The organism is Nitrogeniibacter aestuarii, from assembly GCF_017309585.1.
In the GTDB taxonomy this organism is placed as follows: domain Bacteria; phylum Pseudomonadota; class Gammaproteobacteria; order Burkholderiales; family Rhodocyclaceae; genus Nitrogeniibacter; species Nitrogeniibacter aestuarii.
This window is the reverse complement of record NZ_CP071321.1, coordinates 1154312-1168881: the sequence shown is the minus strand read 5'-3', so window position 1 is coordinate 1168881 and position 14570 is coordinate 1154312. Positions and strand designations below refer to the sequence as shown.

The window sequence follows — 14570 nt, the reverse complement described above, 5'->3', positions numbered from 1 at the left end:
CGCTCAGCGTGATGCCTTGATCAGGCGACCGTTACCCTTCTGAATGGGCCGTGCGTTGTTGGGATAGAGGCGCGCAAAGATCGCGATCTGCTCCGGCGAGAGCTGGATCGGTTGCTTCATGACCATCCACAGCACATCTTCACTGCAGGGCGGCGTGGTCAGCGAACCCATGTAGGTGTAGTAGCTTGGATCGGCTGGCAGGATCGCCAGCGGATCAATGGTGGCATCCGGCGCATAGTCATGCCCCTGCTCCAGCGGCAGGTTGTTCCAGAGGGTCTGGATCAACTGGTGGGCCGAGCCACGCTCGATCAGCACGGCCACCACCGCCAGGCGACCGTCCAGATCCTTGTGCACGAGATGCGCCACCATCTCGAAGCCACGGCCATTGACACGCTCTTCGGACGGGCGATGGAAGTGAAACTGGACCAGATCGAAGTCACGCCCCATCACCGTCATGCGTGAGCCCATGCCGACACTCACCTTGACGGTGTGACCGTTGTTGAGAATGCGGAAATAGGTCGGAACGTAATCGAACTTGATCGGCTCGAGATCCACCCCGATGCCGTCGCGGATGTCGATGGGTGACTGTCGCTTGCCGCTGTCACAGGTACCCCACGCCGGGTTCATCTTGCCCCAGCGATCGGGGCCATCCAGGCCCTCGTAGGACCAGTGGAAATCCTGGTGCGCCGCGGCGGGTGACTCGGCTGCGCCATGACCATCTTCCCGCATGGCGACCTGAAGCAGGTTCGGCTGACTGCTCGCTTTGGCCTTGGGCGTTGCTTTATGCGCCACCTTCCGGGCCGGCTCAGCATGACTGGCCACCTTGCGTGCGGGCGCGGGGGCGGTCTTCTTCACCACCGGCGCATGGTCGGCTGCGGCGTGCGTTTTGGCCGGTGTGGATTCAGCACGCGCCGTGGGCGCCGGCTGCTCGTGGCCGCTGGTGTCGTGCTTGTCTGCTGCATGCACCTCGGCCGGTGCATGTGCATCGGCAGGTTCGGCCTCGGCACTCTTGGTTTTTTTGAAAGGCAGCTCGATCTTGCCTTCGGTCACCAGCTCATGACCCGGCTGGGCACTACCGGGTCGCAGCTCTTCGTGGGCCGGTGCAGCCACCTGGGGCGCCGGTGCGTTGTGAGAACCACCGATCTTTCCACCGTGGCTAGCGTCTCCGTGGTCGGTATCGGCCGTGCGCAGGGGTTCGAGCTTGCGCTCGTCAAGGCTCGCCATATCCGCATGGCGCACCGGGTTTTCCTTGGCCACCTCCGCCGCCGCCTGGCTTGCCGCTTCAGCCAGCGAAGCGATGTCCATTGCTTTTGGGGGACTGCACACCTCACGCCACAGACGCTCGTCCACACTGCGCGGATTGACCTGAATCGGACGCTGCTCGACCACCCGCTCTTCGCGAATGACACGGCTCTCGCCATCCAGATAGACCCGTTTGACCGTGGCAAAACTGCGCGCCTTGCAATCGTAACGATTGAGCGCCTTCACCGTGCTGTAGCCGGCTTCGCCGGCATCTTCCTGCGAGAGCACGATACGGCCCCACGCCACCTTGGTACCGGGGTCGGACTGCAGCACGCTGTCGCGGTCGATTTCGATGCGACGCGTGCGATCCTGAACCACCATGGTCCAGTCGGCTGCCGTCGCGGGCAGGGTAACGCTCAAGGCGAGCGCGGCGATGATCAGTCGTTGCTTCATGTCGGTCTCCAGCCTGCGGACCTTTACAATCACAGGGATACCCCCTGTTTCGGCAGGCGCAACGAATTCTTGAATTGGAGAAACCCGTGGCTTCCACCATTCCCAACGTGCTGAGCATCGCCGGCGTAGATCCGTCGGGCGGCGCCGGCATCTTTGCCGACCTGAAAGCCTTCAGCGCGCTTGGCGCCTATGGCTGCGGCGTAGTGGCCGCGCTCACGGCGCAGAACACCCAGGTGGTGGCGGCCGTGCACGTACCGCCCATCGACTTCCTGCGCCAGCAGCTGGACACGCTGTTCGCCGATGTCACCCTGCACGCGGTGAAGATCGGCATGCTGGGCGGCGCCGACGTGGTGGGCACCGTGGCCGACACCCTCGCTCGCGAAAACGCCCCTAATGTCGTGCTCGATCCGGTGATGGTGGCCAAGAGCGGCGACCATCTGCTGGCCAAAAGTGCCGTGGCCATGATGCGCGAGGCGCTGTTCCCGCAGGCGTTCATGATCACGCCCAACCTGCCCGAGGCGGGGGTGCTGCTCGAACAGCGTGCGCCGGAAACGGTCAAGGAGATGTACCGGGCGGCCGAGCGCCTGCGCGAGCAGCTCCCCACGTCATCCGAACGCTGGGTACTGCTCAAGGGCGGCCACCTGCCCGGCAACGAACTGACCGATCTGCTCTTCGACGGAGATCGCATGGTGGAGATGGGCGGCCATCGTATCGAGACCAGAAACACCCACGGCACCGGCTGCTCGCTGTCCTCCGCCGTGGCCGCACTGCTACCCCAGCGCACCCGCGAGATGCGCCCGGTCGAGGCGGCGGTGCGCGATGCCCGTCAGTGGCTGGCCGGCGCCATCGCGGCCTCGGGCCAGCTCGACGTGGGTCACGGGCACGGGCCGGTGCATCACTTCCACCGACTGTGGTGCCGGGACTGAACGCACCGATGTCATGAAAAAAGGCCGGCAAACGCCGACCTTGTTCTTGTCAGGCACGCCCGCTCAGGCGCGGAATTCAATCACTTCGCCCGTCTCCGGATCGGTATGCGTGACCGTCACCGTGCGGAAGCGCAGGTCGATGTGCGCGCGGCAGAAGTGATCGCCCGAACGCCACCCCTGATCCACCGACGTATCGTTCGAGTAGCGCAATTCGAACTCGCCCTCGAAGGCAGGGTGGTTGCTGCGCAGGCGCATGAGCGCCAGCAGGCGCTGCACCACCGGTTGAGCGGTGGCAATGTTGGCGGCATCGAGCGTGTAGTAGTGACGGTTGATGTCGCGCAGCTCACCGGTGGAAGTCATCAGCGCTTCATCGTTCTGCCCCGCCAGCAGGCCCACGTAATAGATCTGCGGGATGCCCGGCGCGAACAGCTGGATGGCCCGGGCGGCGATGTAGGCGTTGTCGTCACGCTTGAGCGCGTCGTAAAACGTACAGGTGAGCTGATAGATGGCACCCACGCTGTGCACGTTGGCGGCCGAGCCGCGCAGAATCGGGTCAGCCGAGCGCTCGGACACATTGGTGATGAGCCCTTCGATCGCCTCGGGCGGCAGAATGCCTTCCACATCAGGAATGCAGATGCCGTCGTGGGTATCGAGCACGGTTACCATCTGGTGCGGGCACATGCGCAGCCACGCCTTCAGGTACTTGCTGTCGGCATCGAGCAGCGAATACAGCACCAATGGCGGCAGCGCAAAGCCGTAGCACCACATGCCCCGGTCAGCGATGGCGTACTGATAGCTGGGGTGGTCGTGCACCTCTGGCATCACTTCTGCGTTGTATTCCGCGGCCTTGTCACGGAACCATTCGAGAATCCGCCACACCTCGGGCTCGACCAGGAAGCAGCTGGTGCCGATCTCCTTGGTGGTGTAGCCAAAGGCATCCAGACGGAAGAGCTTGACCCCCTTCTCGGTCATGAACCTGAGGTTGTCGTCCATGAAGGCGTAGGTTTCTTCGTTGCGGTAGTCCAGATCGATCTGGTGCTCGGTGAAGGTGCACCAGACGCGCCCCTGACTGCCATCGCGAAAGCTCACGTCGCGAAACGGCTCCTTCTCCTTGCGGATATGGATCTTGGCCAGATCGTCATGACTGATCTCGCCCATGCTGTCCACATTGATGAACAGGGCGGCATAGTCGGACGCGCTCCCCTTCTCGAGATAATCCTTGAACTCGATGGATTCATCGGCAATGTGGTTGAGCACCAGATCCAGGCACAGATCGTACTTGGCTGCAATGCTCGACACCTGCGCCCAGCTCCCGTACCTGGGGTCGATCTCCTGATGCGTCAGCGGCGAGAACCCGCCATCGGCATTCGACGGAAACGGCGGCAACAGATGCACGCCGCCGATCGCATCCCCGACCTGCTCATCGAGAAAACTTTCCAGATCCGCCAGATCCTGACCGATTCGGTCCGGATAGACGATGAGTTGCACCGCATTGCGTAGCGCCATGAAGCTCTCCCGTCGTGAGGATGGTCGAACCCATGGTACCGCAGCGCAACAAATCCTTAAACCGCGGGGTCACCTGCCCTGCGCCGTGTCTGGCGGATGCGGTTTGCCAGCAATGCCATGCCGGCGAACCACATGAACGCCGAGGCGGGCTCCGGCACCGCTGTCACCGCACGCAGTTCGATCGACGAGAACGACTCGCCGTCGAAGATCTCGGTGCTGCCACCGAGCGCGGTGAGCTCGCCACCGGCCACATACGCCCCTGTCGCGCTGTCCATGAAACCGTAGTAAGCGAACACTTCCGAATCGTTCTCGTTCGGCTTCGTCAGCGCCAGCACCAGGCGGTCAGCCCCCACCGGTACGGCGTAGGGCACCGAATCGATGACGGTTGCCGTCCCGTTGATGAAATCCTGTACGCGCCAGTGAATGAATTCAGCCCCTGCTTCGCGCCCCATGCGCAGATCGACCATATTATTGGCGTTGCTGAATGCATCGGTCAGGCGAATGCCGATGGCGCTCCCGTCACTGAAGCTCGGCAGCGCAAAGATGCCGGCAACCGCATTGCTTGCCGCGAAGTTGAACCCCCGCTCGGGGAACGCCTCGTCGTCATTGGAGAGCAGCCGGACACCGAGTGAGTGCGCAAACCCCTGACCCGCCGCGTTGCTACCCGGTGTGCTCTGACGGGGGTGCATATGCAGAAAACCGTTCGACTCGGTCACTGCGTCGGTTGCGCCCGAAGCAACATTGACGAGGGCATAACGCGCGGGGTTGCCGGTCCCGTAGATCCACGGCGAGGACGGCGGCGGCACGTTGTCGGTAAAGTCGTCGTAGAAGGCGGCAAAGCTGGCTGCATTCGTCCCGGTCCAGTCGGCGAGCGTACCGCCCTTGAACCAGACCAAGCTATCAACGTCGAACGCATCAGCCGCCTGGGCCGAGCCCCCCGCCAGGGTGGCTGCCAGTACCAGTGCGCGACCAAGCCCACCCATCGTCGTCCAGTTCGAAGCCATCAAGTACCCCTTGATCATATTACGCAGCTTTATTTATATACGCAGGGCATACGAAGCGCTCATAGATTGAATCAATGAGCGAGCCGAAGCTCATGAATGTGTCACGCCTCGCCGGGCCGGTACGCACATCGCGTTGGCAGTGGGCGTCAACCTGAATTGAACTTGTTGGCGTTTTCCTTTAGCGTGTCACTCATTCGTTGGGGGTGCCGCCGGTGCGGCTGAGAGAGTCCCTTGGAACCTGATCCGGATCATGCCGGCGAAGGGAAACGACGCGCCAAAGCCCCTGCCCTGAGCGCGATCCGACTCTCCCCCCAATCCATCTGGAGAGTCACGCATGAACGCCACCGAAAAATTCCTCGCTTCATCCGCCCACGTGGACGAAGCGGCCATAGCCCCGCTGCCCAACTCACGCAAGATCTACGTGCAAGGCTCACGCCCCGATGTGCGCGTGCCCATGCGCGAGGTCTCCCAGGCCGATACGCCCACCGGGTTTGGCGGTGAGCAGAACCCGCCGATCTTCGTCTACGACTGTTCCGGCCCCTACACCGACCCGGCGGCGAAGATCGACATCCGCTCCGGCCTGAGCCCGCTGCGCCAGCAGTGGATCGAAGAGCGCGGCGACACCGAGGTGCTGCCGGACCTGTCCTCCGAGTTCGGTCGTGCCCGTGCTGCGGATAGCGCGCTCGACGAGCTGCGCTTCCCCGGCCTGCACCGCACGCCGCGTCGGGCCAAGGCCGGCGCCAACGTCACGCAGATGCACTACGCCCGTCAGGGGATCATCACCCCCGAGATGGAGTTCATCGCCATTCGCGAGAACATGAACCGGGCGGCGTATATCGAGTCCCTGCAGGGCACGGGCCCCATGGGGGAACGCATGGCCAAACTCCTGACCCGTCAGCATCCGGGCCAGAGCTTCGGGGCATCGATTCCCGGCGAGATCACCCCCGAATTCGTGCGCGATGAAGTGGCCCGTGGCCGCGCCATCATCCCCTCGAACATCAACCACCCGGAATCGGAGCCGATGATCATCGGGCGCAACTTCCTGGTGAAGATCAACGCCAACATCGGCAACTCGGCCCTGGGCTCTTCCATCTCCGAGGAAGTGGACAAGATGACCTGGTCCATCCGCTGGGGCGGGGACACGGTGATGGATCTGTCCACGGGCAAGAACATCCATGAAACCCGTGAGTGGATCATCCGCAATTCGCCGGTGCCGATTGGCACGGTGCCGATCTACCAGGCACTCGAGAAGGTCGATGGCAAGGCCGAGGAACTGACCTGGGCCATCTTCCGCGACACGCTCATCGAGCAGGCCGAGCAAGGGGTGGATTACTTCACCATCCACGCCGGTGTGCTGCTGCGTTATGTGCCGCTCACGGCCAACCGCATGACGGGCATCGTGTCTCGCGGCGGGTCGATCATGGCCAAGTGGTGTCTGGCCCATCACAAGGAGAGTTTCCTCTACACGAACTTCGAGGAGATCTGCGAGATCATGAAGGCCTACGATGTGGCCTTCAGCCTGGGTGATGGTCTGCGTCCGGGTTCGATCTACGATGCCAACGACGAAGCCCAGCTCGGGGAACTGAAGACCCTCGGTGAGCTGACCGACATTGCCTGGAAGCATGATGTGCAGGTGATGATCGAGGGCCCGGGTCATGTGCCCATGCACATGATCAAGGAGAACATGGATCTGCAGCTGGAGTACTGCAAGGAGGCGCCCTTCTACACCCTGGGCCCGCTGACCACCGACATCGCCCCGGGCTACGACCACATCACCAGCGGCATCGGCGCGGCCAACATCGGCTGGTACGGCACCGCCATGCTGTGCTACGTGACCCCGAAGGAGCATCTGGGCCTGCCGGACAAGGATGATGTGAAGGAAGGGATCATCACCTACAAGCTGGCGGCCCATGCGGCCGATCTGGCCAAGGGCCATCCGGGCGCGCAGATCCGCGACAACGCGCTGTCCAAGGCGCGCTACGAGTTCCGCTGGGAAGACCAGTTCAACCTCGGCCTCGATCCGGACAAGGCACGCGAGTTCCATGACGAGACGCTGCCCAAGGAATCGGCCAAGGTCGCCCACTTCTGCTCCATGTGCGGGCCGCACTTCTGCTCGATGAAGATCACCCAGGAGGTGCGCGAGTTTGCCGCCCAGCAGGGCATCGGCGAGGACGCGGCGCTCTCCCGGGGCATGGAGGAAAAGGCGGTTGAGTTCGTCAAGTCCGGGGCCGAGATCTATCGCAAGGTGTGAGCCACACCAGGCGACGGACCAACAGAAACGGGCCGCAGTCCGAAATGTGAATAACGCCTGAGGCCCGGCGCGGGAGGTGACACAATGCCCGGCATCGAAAGATGCCGGGCATTGTGTTGTTGGATGTCGTAAAAGGCGAAGCGCGAACTCGGGGCTGCCTGCTGATGCAAGACGCCGGTGGCACGCGCGCCGCAAGAGCGCACGGCCGCCATTTTCCACGTCAGTGTGACGGATCAACGTTTTTCCCAGCGCGCTTCAGCTAAAGTCCCGAAGCCTCCCATTCTCACTGCCAATATCATGACTGCGACGACCTCCTCCGCCCTTGCGCGCTATGTTGCGGTCGTCCAGTTCTTGTTCCTGTGCAGCTGGACGGCCTATGTCGTGTTCCTGCCAGCGCTGCTCGAGAGCGTGGGCATTGCGCGGGAGATGACCATTTGGCTCCTGCTGGTCGATCAGATCCTGTTTGCCGTCTTCGACGTGGTCGCGGGTTTCGCCGCCGACCGGGCCCGACGCGCCTACGCTCGAATCGGCCCATGGTTGCTCGGCGCCACCTTGCTGTCGTGTGCGAGTTTTGCGGCGCTACCGTGGCTGGCGGGCCCGGCGGATGACACCTGGCGGGCCCCGCTGTTGCTGGCGCTGACGGCCCTGTGGGCGATCACCTCGTCGGCGCTTCGGGCACCTGTCTTCGCGATGATCACCCGTCACGCTGCGCGCCCGGCCATTCCCCGCCTTGCCTCCACCATGTTGATGGGCACCGCACTTGCCAGCGCACTGGCGCCGTACCTTGGCACCGTGCTGAGCGGGCTCGATCCGCGCCTGCCTTTTGCGCTGTCGAGTGCTGCGCTGGCGGCCTTATCCATCGGTCTGATCAAGGCCGAACGCCACGCCTCGAGCGAGACTGAACCAGCGCGTGAGGCGCGGCCCCTGCCCCAATTCCGGCTCCCCACCCTGTTCGGTCTCATCATGCTGGCGGCCCTGGGCTTTCAGGCGGACGCGAACCTGAATGCGCGTCCCCGCTATCTGCTGGACGCCTCTGCCAATGAACTGCCCTGGTTGCTGCCCATCTTCTGGATCGGATTCCATCTGGCGCTGACCCAGACGGGCCGCCTCACTCGCGCAGTGGGCAGCACCACCGCGCTGGCGCTGGGCTGCGCTGGCGGCGCCGTGGGTGCCGCGCTGACAGGACTGGCACCCGGACTGGCCGCCGCAGCTTCAGGCCAACTCATCGCCGGCATTGGCTGGGGCGTGTCCCTGGCCGCCGTCTTCGGTCTTGTCGGCGAGTTCGGCAGCGCCCGCGGTCAGCATGGACGCCTGACGGGCATCCTGTTCGCCCTGTTGGCACTGGCCACCTTCGTACGACTCGGCGTCAGCGCCAGCGGCGTGCCCCGGCAGGCTGACTGGCTACCATGGATACTCGCCTTTCCCGTGCTCGCATGGCTGATCGTGGCCCTCGCCGCCGGGCTTGCGGCACGGCGCATGCCAACAGCCTGAGCCCACACCTCGCACCATGCCCCTGAATGGCTGGTGGCGAGACAGTCCGGTTCCGACTTCATGGCGTCAGTTTGCCGGGCCATGGGGCGCAATTGCACCGACGTAAACCCGCCATATGGGCTCGACGGTGTTTCACCAATTCAAAATTTTGTTTGCAGTTATGGGAAATGCCGTGTAGCGTACGCATCAGCGATTTTAAGCAGTCCAGTTCTTTTGTCGGTTGTGTTCACGCACTCCTGCGCCGTACCAAGCCCCATCTGTACTCGCCGTCTTGATCTCGCCCTTTACGTTCGGGGCTAGACCCCATTAATTTCTACGGAGATACAAGACATGGCTACTGGCACTGTCAAATGGTTCAACGAGTCCAAGGGATTCGGTTTCATCAGCCCGGATGAAGGCGGCGAAGATCTGTTCGCGCACTTCTCCGCGATTCAGTCCAACGGTTTCCGCACGCTGACCGAAGGCCAGAAGGTGTCGTTTGACGTCACCACCGGCCCGAAAGGCAAGCAGGCAAGCAACATCAAGGCCGAGTAATAATTGCGTCAGAGCCCGCTTTCGGGCTCGTGACCAGGTCTGAAAAAGGGGCGGTTTCACCGCCCCTTTTTTCGTTTACTCCTTATGCTGGCCCCTCCCCCGGTCAGGCTGCCTTTGGCTGCTGTTCAACCACCTTGGCCTTGAGTCAGTATCGCGCCCGAAAGTGCCACTCGCCCGGTGCCATATCGTTCCGAATGGCCTGCCGGGTCGCTGAATCAATACGCGCATCATCCATATCGTAGAGACCGCACAAACGCAGCGCCTTGCGCACGTCGATGTGCGGCCCCAGAAATTCATAGACCACCCGCGCACAGCATGGCATCCGCTCGCCGCTGCCCGAGACGCCAAGCTTGAGTCCGGTCAGCCGTGAGACCCGGTTCTTGAACGAGGGGAACAGAATGGTCTGGGTGATTTCGAGCCCGGTCAGGGTCTCGTAGTCGTTCAGGAAGATGCGATCGGTGAGCAGGTGTACGACGCCCCGATACACACCGTGATAGGCCTTCTCGCTTGGATGCTCGATGAGCCGTTCCGTGCGCTGGTACACCACGCCGTCGTCCTGCCGTTCAAGGGTCACCAGCGTACGCAGTATCTTGCCCGGGCAGGCCATGGAGAGATAGGTCTCGAAATAACTGCCCAGAAAACGGTCCAGCCCGGCACTGCCGATCTCCTTGAGGTGGATCAGATGGCGGGCCTCGGCGGTTTGCGCCTCGGGCGCATGCTGCGGACGCGGTCGCACCGACACCAGTCGCTCGAACTGCGCGCTGGGCAGCATGATCTCGTGCACCTCGACACCGAAAAAATCGCATAGCCGGCGCAGGGTACCGTCGCCGGGACGGTACCGCCCTGACAGGTAGCGATTGAACTGCGGGCGGTTGATGTCCAGCCGCCGGCACACCTCGGCGATGGATTTGTAGTAGCTGCACAGCAGGCGCAGATTACGCGCGAAGTCTTCATTCATGAGGTTGCAGATCCGGAGCGCCCATGGCAACTGGCGCAGTATGGCGCAGTTTCAGCGTCGATTGGCGCCAATGTGTATCAAGCCGTCAAATTCCCGGCGCGCCCTCCTCCTTGTTCCAATGGCATCACCTGTCGGCAAAACATAGCTGCCGTCGTGACCACACGACCGAACAAGGAGACAACGACATGACCCTGCTTCATTCGCGCACACCTGGCTACGCCCGTCACACCGCCTCATTCACTGGAGGCCACCATGCTTGATCTGCTCAACGACCTGCTCTGGGGCAAGGTGCTGATCGTGGTGCTCATCGGTCTCGGCCTGTGGTTTACCGTGGGCTCGCGCTTCGTCCAGTTCCGCTACTTCGGGCGCATGTTCCGCATTCTCGGGGCCAACCAGGCCTTCGCCAAGGACCGCTACGGGCATCTGTCCTCCTTCCAGGCGCTCATGCTGTCCGTGGCCGGTCGCGTGGGCGGCGGCAACATTGCCGGCGTCGCCGTGGCCATCACCCTGGGCGGACCGGGCGCCATTTTCTGGATGTGGGTGGTGGGCCTGATCGGCATGGCCACCAGTTATTTCGAATGCACTCTCGCCCAGGCCTACAAGCAGGCCGAGCCCGATGGCACCTACCGCGGCGGGCCGGCATACTACATCTCGCGCGGCATGGGCCCGCAGTGGAAGTGGCTGGCCGGCATCTACTCGGTGCTGTTGCTTGCCACCTTCGGCTTCGGCTTCAATGCCCTGCAGTCCTACTCGGTGGCCACCTCGGTCAACGACGCCTTCGGCGTGCCGGTGTTCGCCTCGGGCATCGTGCTGGCGCTGGTGGTGGCCGGCATCGTCTTCGGCGGTGTGCGCCGCATCGCCCAGGTGGCCGAATTCCTGGTGCCGGTCATGGCGGTGGGCTATCTGGCCATCGCGCTGATCGTCATCGCCATGAACATCGACGCGGTCCCCGGCGTGTTTGCCCTGATCTTCAAGAGTGCTTTCGGTCTTGAGCCGGCCATTGGCGGCGGCATCGGTGGCGCCATTCTGCTGGGCGTGAAGCGCGGTCTGTTCTCCAACGAGGCCGGTCTGGGCAGCGCGCCCAACGTGGCGGCGGTGGCCTACGTGCCCCATCCGGCCAGCCAGGGCATCGTGCAGGCGTTCTCGGTATTCATCGACACCCTCATCCTGTGTTCCTGCACCGCCTTCATGGTGCTGCTGAGCAATGTCTATCAACCCGGCATGGCCACCGAGCTGGGCGGCGTTGCGCTGACCCAGGCATCACTGGCGGGCATCGTGGGCGAATGGGGCCGGGTGTTCGTGAGCGTTGCCCTGATGCTCTTCGGCTTCACCACCATGGTCTACAACTACTACCTGGGTGAAAACAGCCTGAGCTTCTTCACCGGTGAGAACCGCAGCGTGCTGGTGGTGTACCGGGTGATGGTCATTGCCCTGTGCGGCTGGGGCGCCACCACCGATCTGGGCACCGCGTTCGCCTTCGCCGACGTGACCATGGGCCTGCTCGCCCTGGTCAACCTGTTTGCCCTGGCCATGCTGTTCAAGACCGGCCTGCGTCTGATGAAGGACTACGACCAACAGGTGGCTGCCGGGGCGGACGAACCGCGATTCGATGCCCGCCGCTTTACCGACGTGGGCGTCGACCCCGCTGCCTGGACACTGGAGCCCGAGCTTCCGCAGTCCGCCTCTTCTGCACTGACACCCGAGCGTACCTGAGTGCGCCGCCCGCCCGGACGCTCCCCTGCATCCGGGCACCCCCAACCCCAACGGAAGCCTTCTCATGAACACCCGCATCGAACACGATCTGCTCGGCGACATGGCCATTCCGGCCGATGCCTGGTACGGCATCCAGACCCAGCGCGCACTGGACAACTTTGCCATCACCGGTGTGCCGATCAGTCATTTCCCGCACTTCGTCAAGGCCCTGGCCATGGTCAAGGCCGCGGCAGCCCGGGCCAACCGGGATCTGGGCCTGCTGGCGCCCGAAAAGGCGAAAGCCATTCTCGCCGCCTGCGACGACATCATCGGTGGCCGTCTTCACGAGGCCTTTGTGGTTGACCTGATCCAGGGTGGCGCCGGCACCTCCACCAACATGAACGCCAACGAGGTGATCGCCAATCTGGCGCTGGAGAAGCTCGGCCATGCCAAGGGCGACTACGCCCACCTGCACCCCAACGATGATGTGAACAAGTCCCAGTCCACCAATGACGCCTATCCCACGGCGGTCTGCGTGGGCCTGCAGTTCGCGGCCGAACCGCTCATGGACGCCATCGCCAGCCTCAAGCGTGCCCTCGAAGCCAAGGGGCTGGAATTTGCCGACGTGCTCAAGATGGGCCGGACCCAGTTGCAGGACGCCGTGCCCATGACCCTGGGGCAGGAGTTCGATGCCTTCGCGGTCAATCTGGGGGAGGACATCGACCGTATCCGCGAGGTGTGCCTGCTGCTGTGCGAGGTCAACCTCGGCGGCACGGCGATCGGCACGGGTATCAATACCCACCCGCAGTACGCGAAACTCGCGGTGCGTCACCTGGCCGACATTTCGGGCAAACCCATCGTCCCGGCCGCCAATCTGGTCGAGGCGACCTCCGACATGGGGGCCTTCGTGCTCTATTCGGGCATTCTCAAGCGCCTCGCGGTCAAGCTCTCCAAGGTCGCCAACGACCTGCGCCTGCTCTCGAGCGGCCCGCGCACCGGCCTGGGCGAAATCTTTCTGCCGCCGATGCAGCCGGGCTCGTCGATCATGCCCGGCAAGGTCAATCCGGTGATCCCCGAAGCGGTCAATCAGGTGGCCTATCAGGTGATCGGCGCCGATCTGGCGGTCACGCTGGCGGCCGAGGCCGGTCAGCTCCAGCTCAACGCCATGGAGCCGCTCATCGTCTACAACCTGCTCAACGCCACCCAGATGCTGGCCTCCGCCTGCCATATGCTCGAAACCCGCTGCATCCGGGGCATCCGCGCCAATCGCGAGCAATGCCAGCGCCACGTGGACACCAGCATCGGCGTGATCACCGCGCTGGTGCCGCATATCGGTTACGGCAACGCCACGCGCATTGCCTCGACCGCGCTCATGAGCGGCAGCACCGTGCGTGAGCTGGTGGTGGCCGAGGGCCTGCTCGACCACGGGCAACTCGACGCCCTGCTGAGCCCGAGCTCGATGCTCGCGCCAAGGACGGCGGCCTGATGGCATCGCGGGTTCTCGTCCTCTACGCGGGGGGCACCATCGGGATGGCGCCCTCGCCCGACGGGCTGCGTCCGATGGACGGGTTCGCCGAGCGGCTGCATGCCGCGCTCGCTGAAGATGCTCATCGTCTCCCGCATTTCGATGTGCAGTCGCTCGAGCACCCTATCGACAGCGCGCAATTGCGCCCGGGCGACTGGTCGGCGATTGCCGCCCCGCTCATCGCGCAATGGGACGCGTATGACGGCTTCGTGGTCCTGCACGGCACCGACACCCTGGCGTGGACCGCCTCCGCCCTGTCCTTCCTGCTGATGGGCGCGGACAAGCCGGTGATTCTCACCGGGGCGCAGATTCCCTGGTTGCAGGCACGCAGCGACGCCCTGGGCAACGTGCACGCGGCGCTGCAGTTCGCCGCCCGGCGCGAGATCCGCGAGGTGGCGGTGTGCTTCGGGCGCACGCTCATGCGTGGCAACCGCTGTCGCAAGCGTGCGAGCAGCGATTTCGACGCCTTCGATTCGCCCAACGCGCCGGCTCTGGCCCGCATCGGCATCGACCTTCAGGTCGATGAGCGTGCCCTGCTCTCGCCGCCAGCGCGGGATTTTCGCAACCCGCCACTCTCGACGGACACGGTCGAACTGCTGACCGTGCACCCGGGCCTGAGCGGACGCCGCATCGACGCCCTGTCGGCGGACCCGGCCGTGCGCGGGCTGATTCTGCTCAGCTACGGCGTGGGCAACCTGCCCAGCGACGATCCGACGCTATCGGCCGCGCTGGAGCGCGCCGCCGAGCGCGAGCTGGTCGTGCTGAACCTGACCCAGTGCTGGCAGGGCCGCGTGGCGCAGGACACCTACGCCAGCGGCGCGGCACTCTCCCGTCTGGGCGTGATCGACGGCGCCGACCTCACGCCCGAGGCCGCCTTCGCCAAGCTGCACTACCTGCTGGCCGTCGCGCACACGCCCGCGCAGGTGCGCGTGCACCTCCGCCAACCGTTGTGCGGCGAGATGCGCCCGGGCTGATTCACCTGGCCACC

General features: G+C 64.0%; 11 protein-coding genes and 1 riboswitch. Of the genes, 7 read left to right on the top strand and 4 right to left on the bottom strand.

All coding sequences use genetic code 11. The features are described 5' to 3' along the window. Window positions 1-3: 3 nt before the first annotated feature. On the bottom strand, window positions 4-1695 hold the full coding sequence (locus J0W34_RS05420) for a carbonic anhydrase (RefSeq protein ID WP_230970978.1): 1692 nt from the start codon (window positions 1693-1695) through the stop codon (window positions 4-6). An 86-nt stretch (window positions 1696-1781) separates the two neighbouring features. On the opposite strand from J0W34_RS05420, the gene thiD reads away from it, so the two are divergent. After that, on the top strand, window positions 1782-2621 hold the full coding sequence (thiD, locus tag J0W34_RS05415) for a bifunctional hydroxymethylpyrimidine kinase/phosphomethylpyrimidine kinase (protein ID WP_230970977.1): 840 nt from the start codon (window positions 1782-1784) through the stop codon (window positions 2619-2621). Window positions 2622-2684: 63 nt separating this feature from the next. On the opposite strand, the gene gtfA is transcribed toward thiD, so the two are convergent. Beyond that, window positions 2685-4127, bottom strand: coding sequence for a sucrose phosphorylase (gtfA, locus tag J0W34_RS05410; RefSeq protein WP_227818208.1), 1443 nt, complete (start codon window positions 4125-4127; stop codon window positions 2685-2687). 56 nt (window positions 4128-4183) lie between these two features. Further along, the gene (locus J0W34_RS05405; protein WP_230970976.1) at window positions 4184-5131 is read right to left on the bottom strand and encodes a hypothetical protein; all 948 of its coding nucleotides are present in this window, start codon (window positions 5129-5131) and stop codon (window positions 4184-4186) included. 189 nt (window positions 5132-5320) lie between these two features. After that, window positions 5321-5413, top strand: a riboswitch (TPP riboswitch). A 52-nt stretch (window positions 5414-5465) separates the two neighbouring features. Between J0W34_RS05405 and thiC the strand changes: the two genes are divergently transcribed. From thiC to J0W34_RS05390, 3 genes are all read left to right on the top strand, one after another. Continuing rightward, on the top strand, window positions 5466-7382 hold the full coding sequence (thiC, locus tag J0W34_RS05400) for a phosphomethylpyrimidine synthase ThiC (protein ID WP_230970975.1): 1917 nt from the start codon (window positions 5466-5468) through the stop codon (window positions 7380-7382). A 297-nt stretch (window positions 7383-7679) separates the two neighbouring features. After that, window positions 7680-8873: an MFS transporter gene (locus J0W34_RS05395; protein ID WP_227818253.1), complete on the top strand. Its 1194-nt coding sequence runs from the start codon at window positions 7680-7682 to the stop codon at window positions 8871-8873. A 330-nt stretch (window positions 8874-9203) separates the two neighbouring features. Further along, entirely contained in the window at window positions 9204-9407 is a 204-nt protein-coding gene (locus J0W34_RS05390; RefSeq protein WP_227818254.1) for a cold-shock protein, read from the top strand. Between the two features lie 145 nt (window positions 9408-9552). Here J0W34_RS05390 and J0W34_RS05385 read toward each other — a convergent pair whose 3' ends face one another. Further along, complete coding sequence (locus tag J0W34_RS05385; RefSeq protein ID WP_230970974.1) at window positions 9553-10365, bottom strand: helix-turn-helix transcriptional regulator; 813 nt, start codon at window positions 10363-10365, stop codon at window positions 9553-9555. Between the two features lie 252 nt (window positions 10366-10617). Here J0W34_RS05385 and J0W34_RS05380 point away from each other — a divergent pair, with 252 nt between their 5' ends. The 3 genes from J0W34_RS05380 (at window position 10618) to J0W34_RS05370 (ending at window position 14556) form a co-directional block, all read left to right on the top strand. Continuing rightward, complete coding sequence (locus J0W34_RS05380; protein WP_227818256.1) at window positions 10618-12078, top strand: alanine/glycine:cation symporter family protein; 1461 nt, start codon at window positions 10618-10620, stop codon at window positions 12076-12078. A gap of 64 nt (window positions 12079-12142) precedes the next feature. Continuing rightward, entirely contained in the window at window positions 12143-13543 is a 1401-nt protein-coding gene (locus J0W34_RS05375; protein ID WP_227818257.1) for an aspartate ammonia-lyase, read from the top strand. Next, window positions 13543-14556 (top strand): asparaginase domain-containing protein, encoded by a 1014-nt coding sequence (locus J0W34_RS05370; protein WP_227818258.1) that lies wholly within the window; start codon window positions 13543-13545, stop codon window positions 14554-14556. Before J0W34_RS05375 ends, J0W34_RS05370 begins: the two co-directional genes overlap by 1 nt. Window positions 14557-14570: the final 14 nt, after the last annotated feature.

What these genes read in the sequence shown, in the direction of transcription:
- J0W34_RS05420 (WP_230970978.1), bottom strand. Translation starts at nt 1,695, where the DNA reads ATGAAGCAACGACTGATCATCGCCGCGCTCGCCTTGAGCGTTACCCTG.
- gtfA (WP_227818208.1), bottom strand. Translation starts at nt 4,127, where the DNA reads ATGGCGCTACGCAATGCGGTGCAACTCATCGTCTATCCGGACCGAATC.
- J0W34_RS05405 (WP_230970976.1), bottom strand. Translation starts at nt 5,131, where the DNA reads ATGGCTTCGAACTGGACGACGATGGGTGGGCTTGGTCGCGCACTGGTA.
- thiC (WP_230970975.1), top strand. Translation starts at nt 5,466, where the DNA reads ATGAACGCCACCGAAAAATTCCTCGCTTCATCCGCCCACGTGGACGAA.
- J0W34_RS05395 (WP_227818253.1), top strand. Translation starts at nt 7,680, where the DNA reads ATGACTGCGACGACCTCCTCCGCCCTTGCGCGCTATGTTGCGGTCGTC.
- J0W34_RS05390 (WP_227818254.1), top strand. Translation starts at nt 9,204, where the DNA reads ATGGCTACTGGCACTGTCAAATGGTTCAACGAGTCCAAGGGATTCGGT.
- J0W34_RS05385 (WP_230970974.1), bottom strand. Translation starts at nt 10,365, where the DNA reads ATGAATGAAGACTTCGCGCGTAATCTGCGCCTGCTGTGCAGCTACTAC.
- J0W34_RS05380 (WP_227818256.1), top strand. Translation starts at nt 10,618, where the DNA reads ATGCTTGATCTGCTCAACGACCTGCTCTGGGGCAAGGTGCTGATCGTG.
- J0W34_RS05375 (WP_227818257.1), top strand. Translation starts at nt 12,143, where the DNA reads ATGAACACCCGCATCGAACACGATCTGCTCGGCGACATGGCCATTCCG.
- J0W34_RS05370 (WP_227818258.1), top strand. Translation starts at nt 13,543, where the DNA reads ATGGCATCGCGGGTTCTCGTCCTCTACGCGGGGGGCACCATCGGGATG.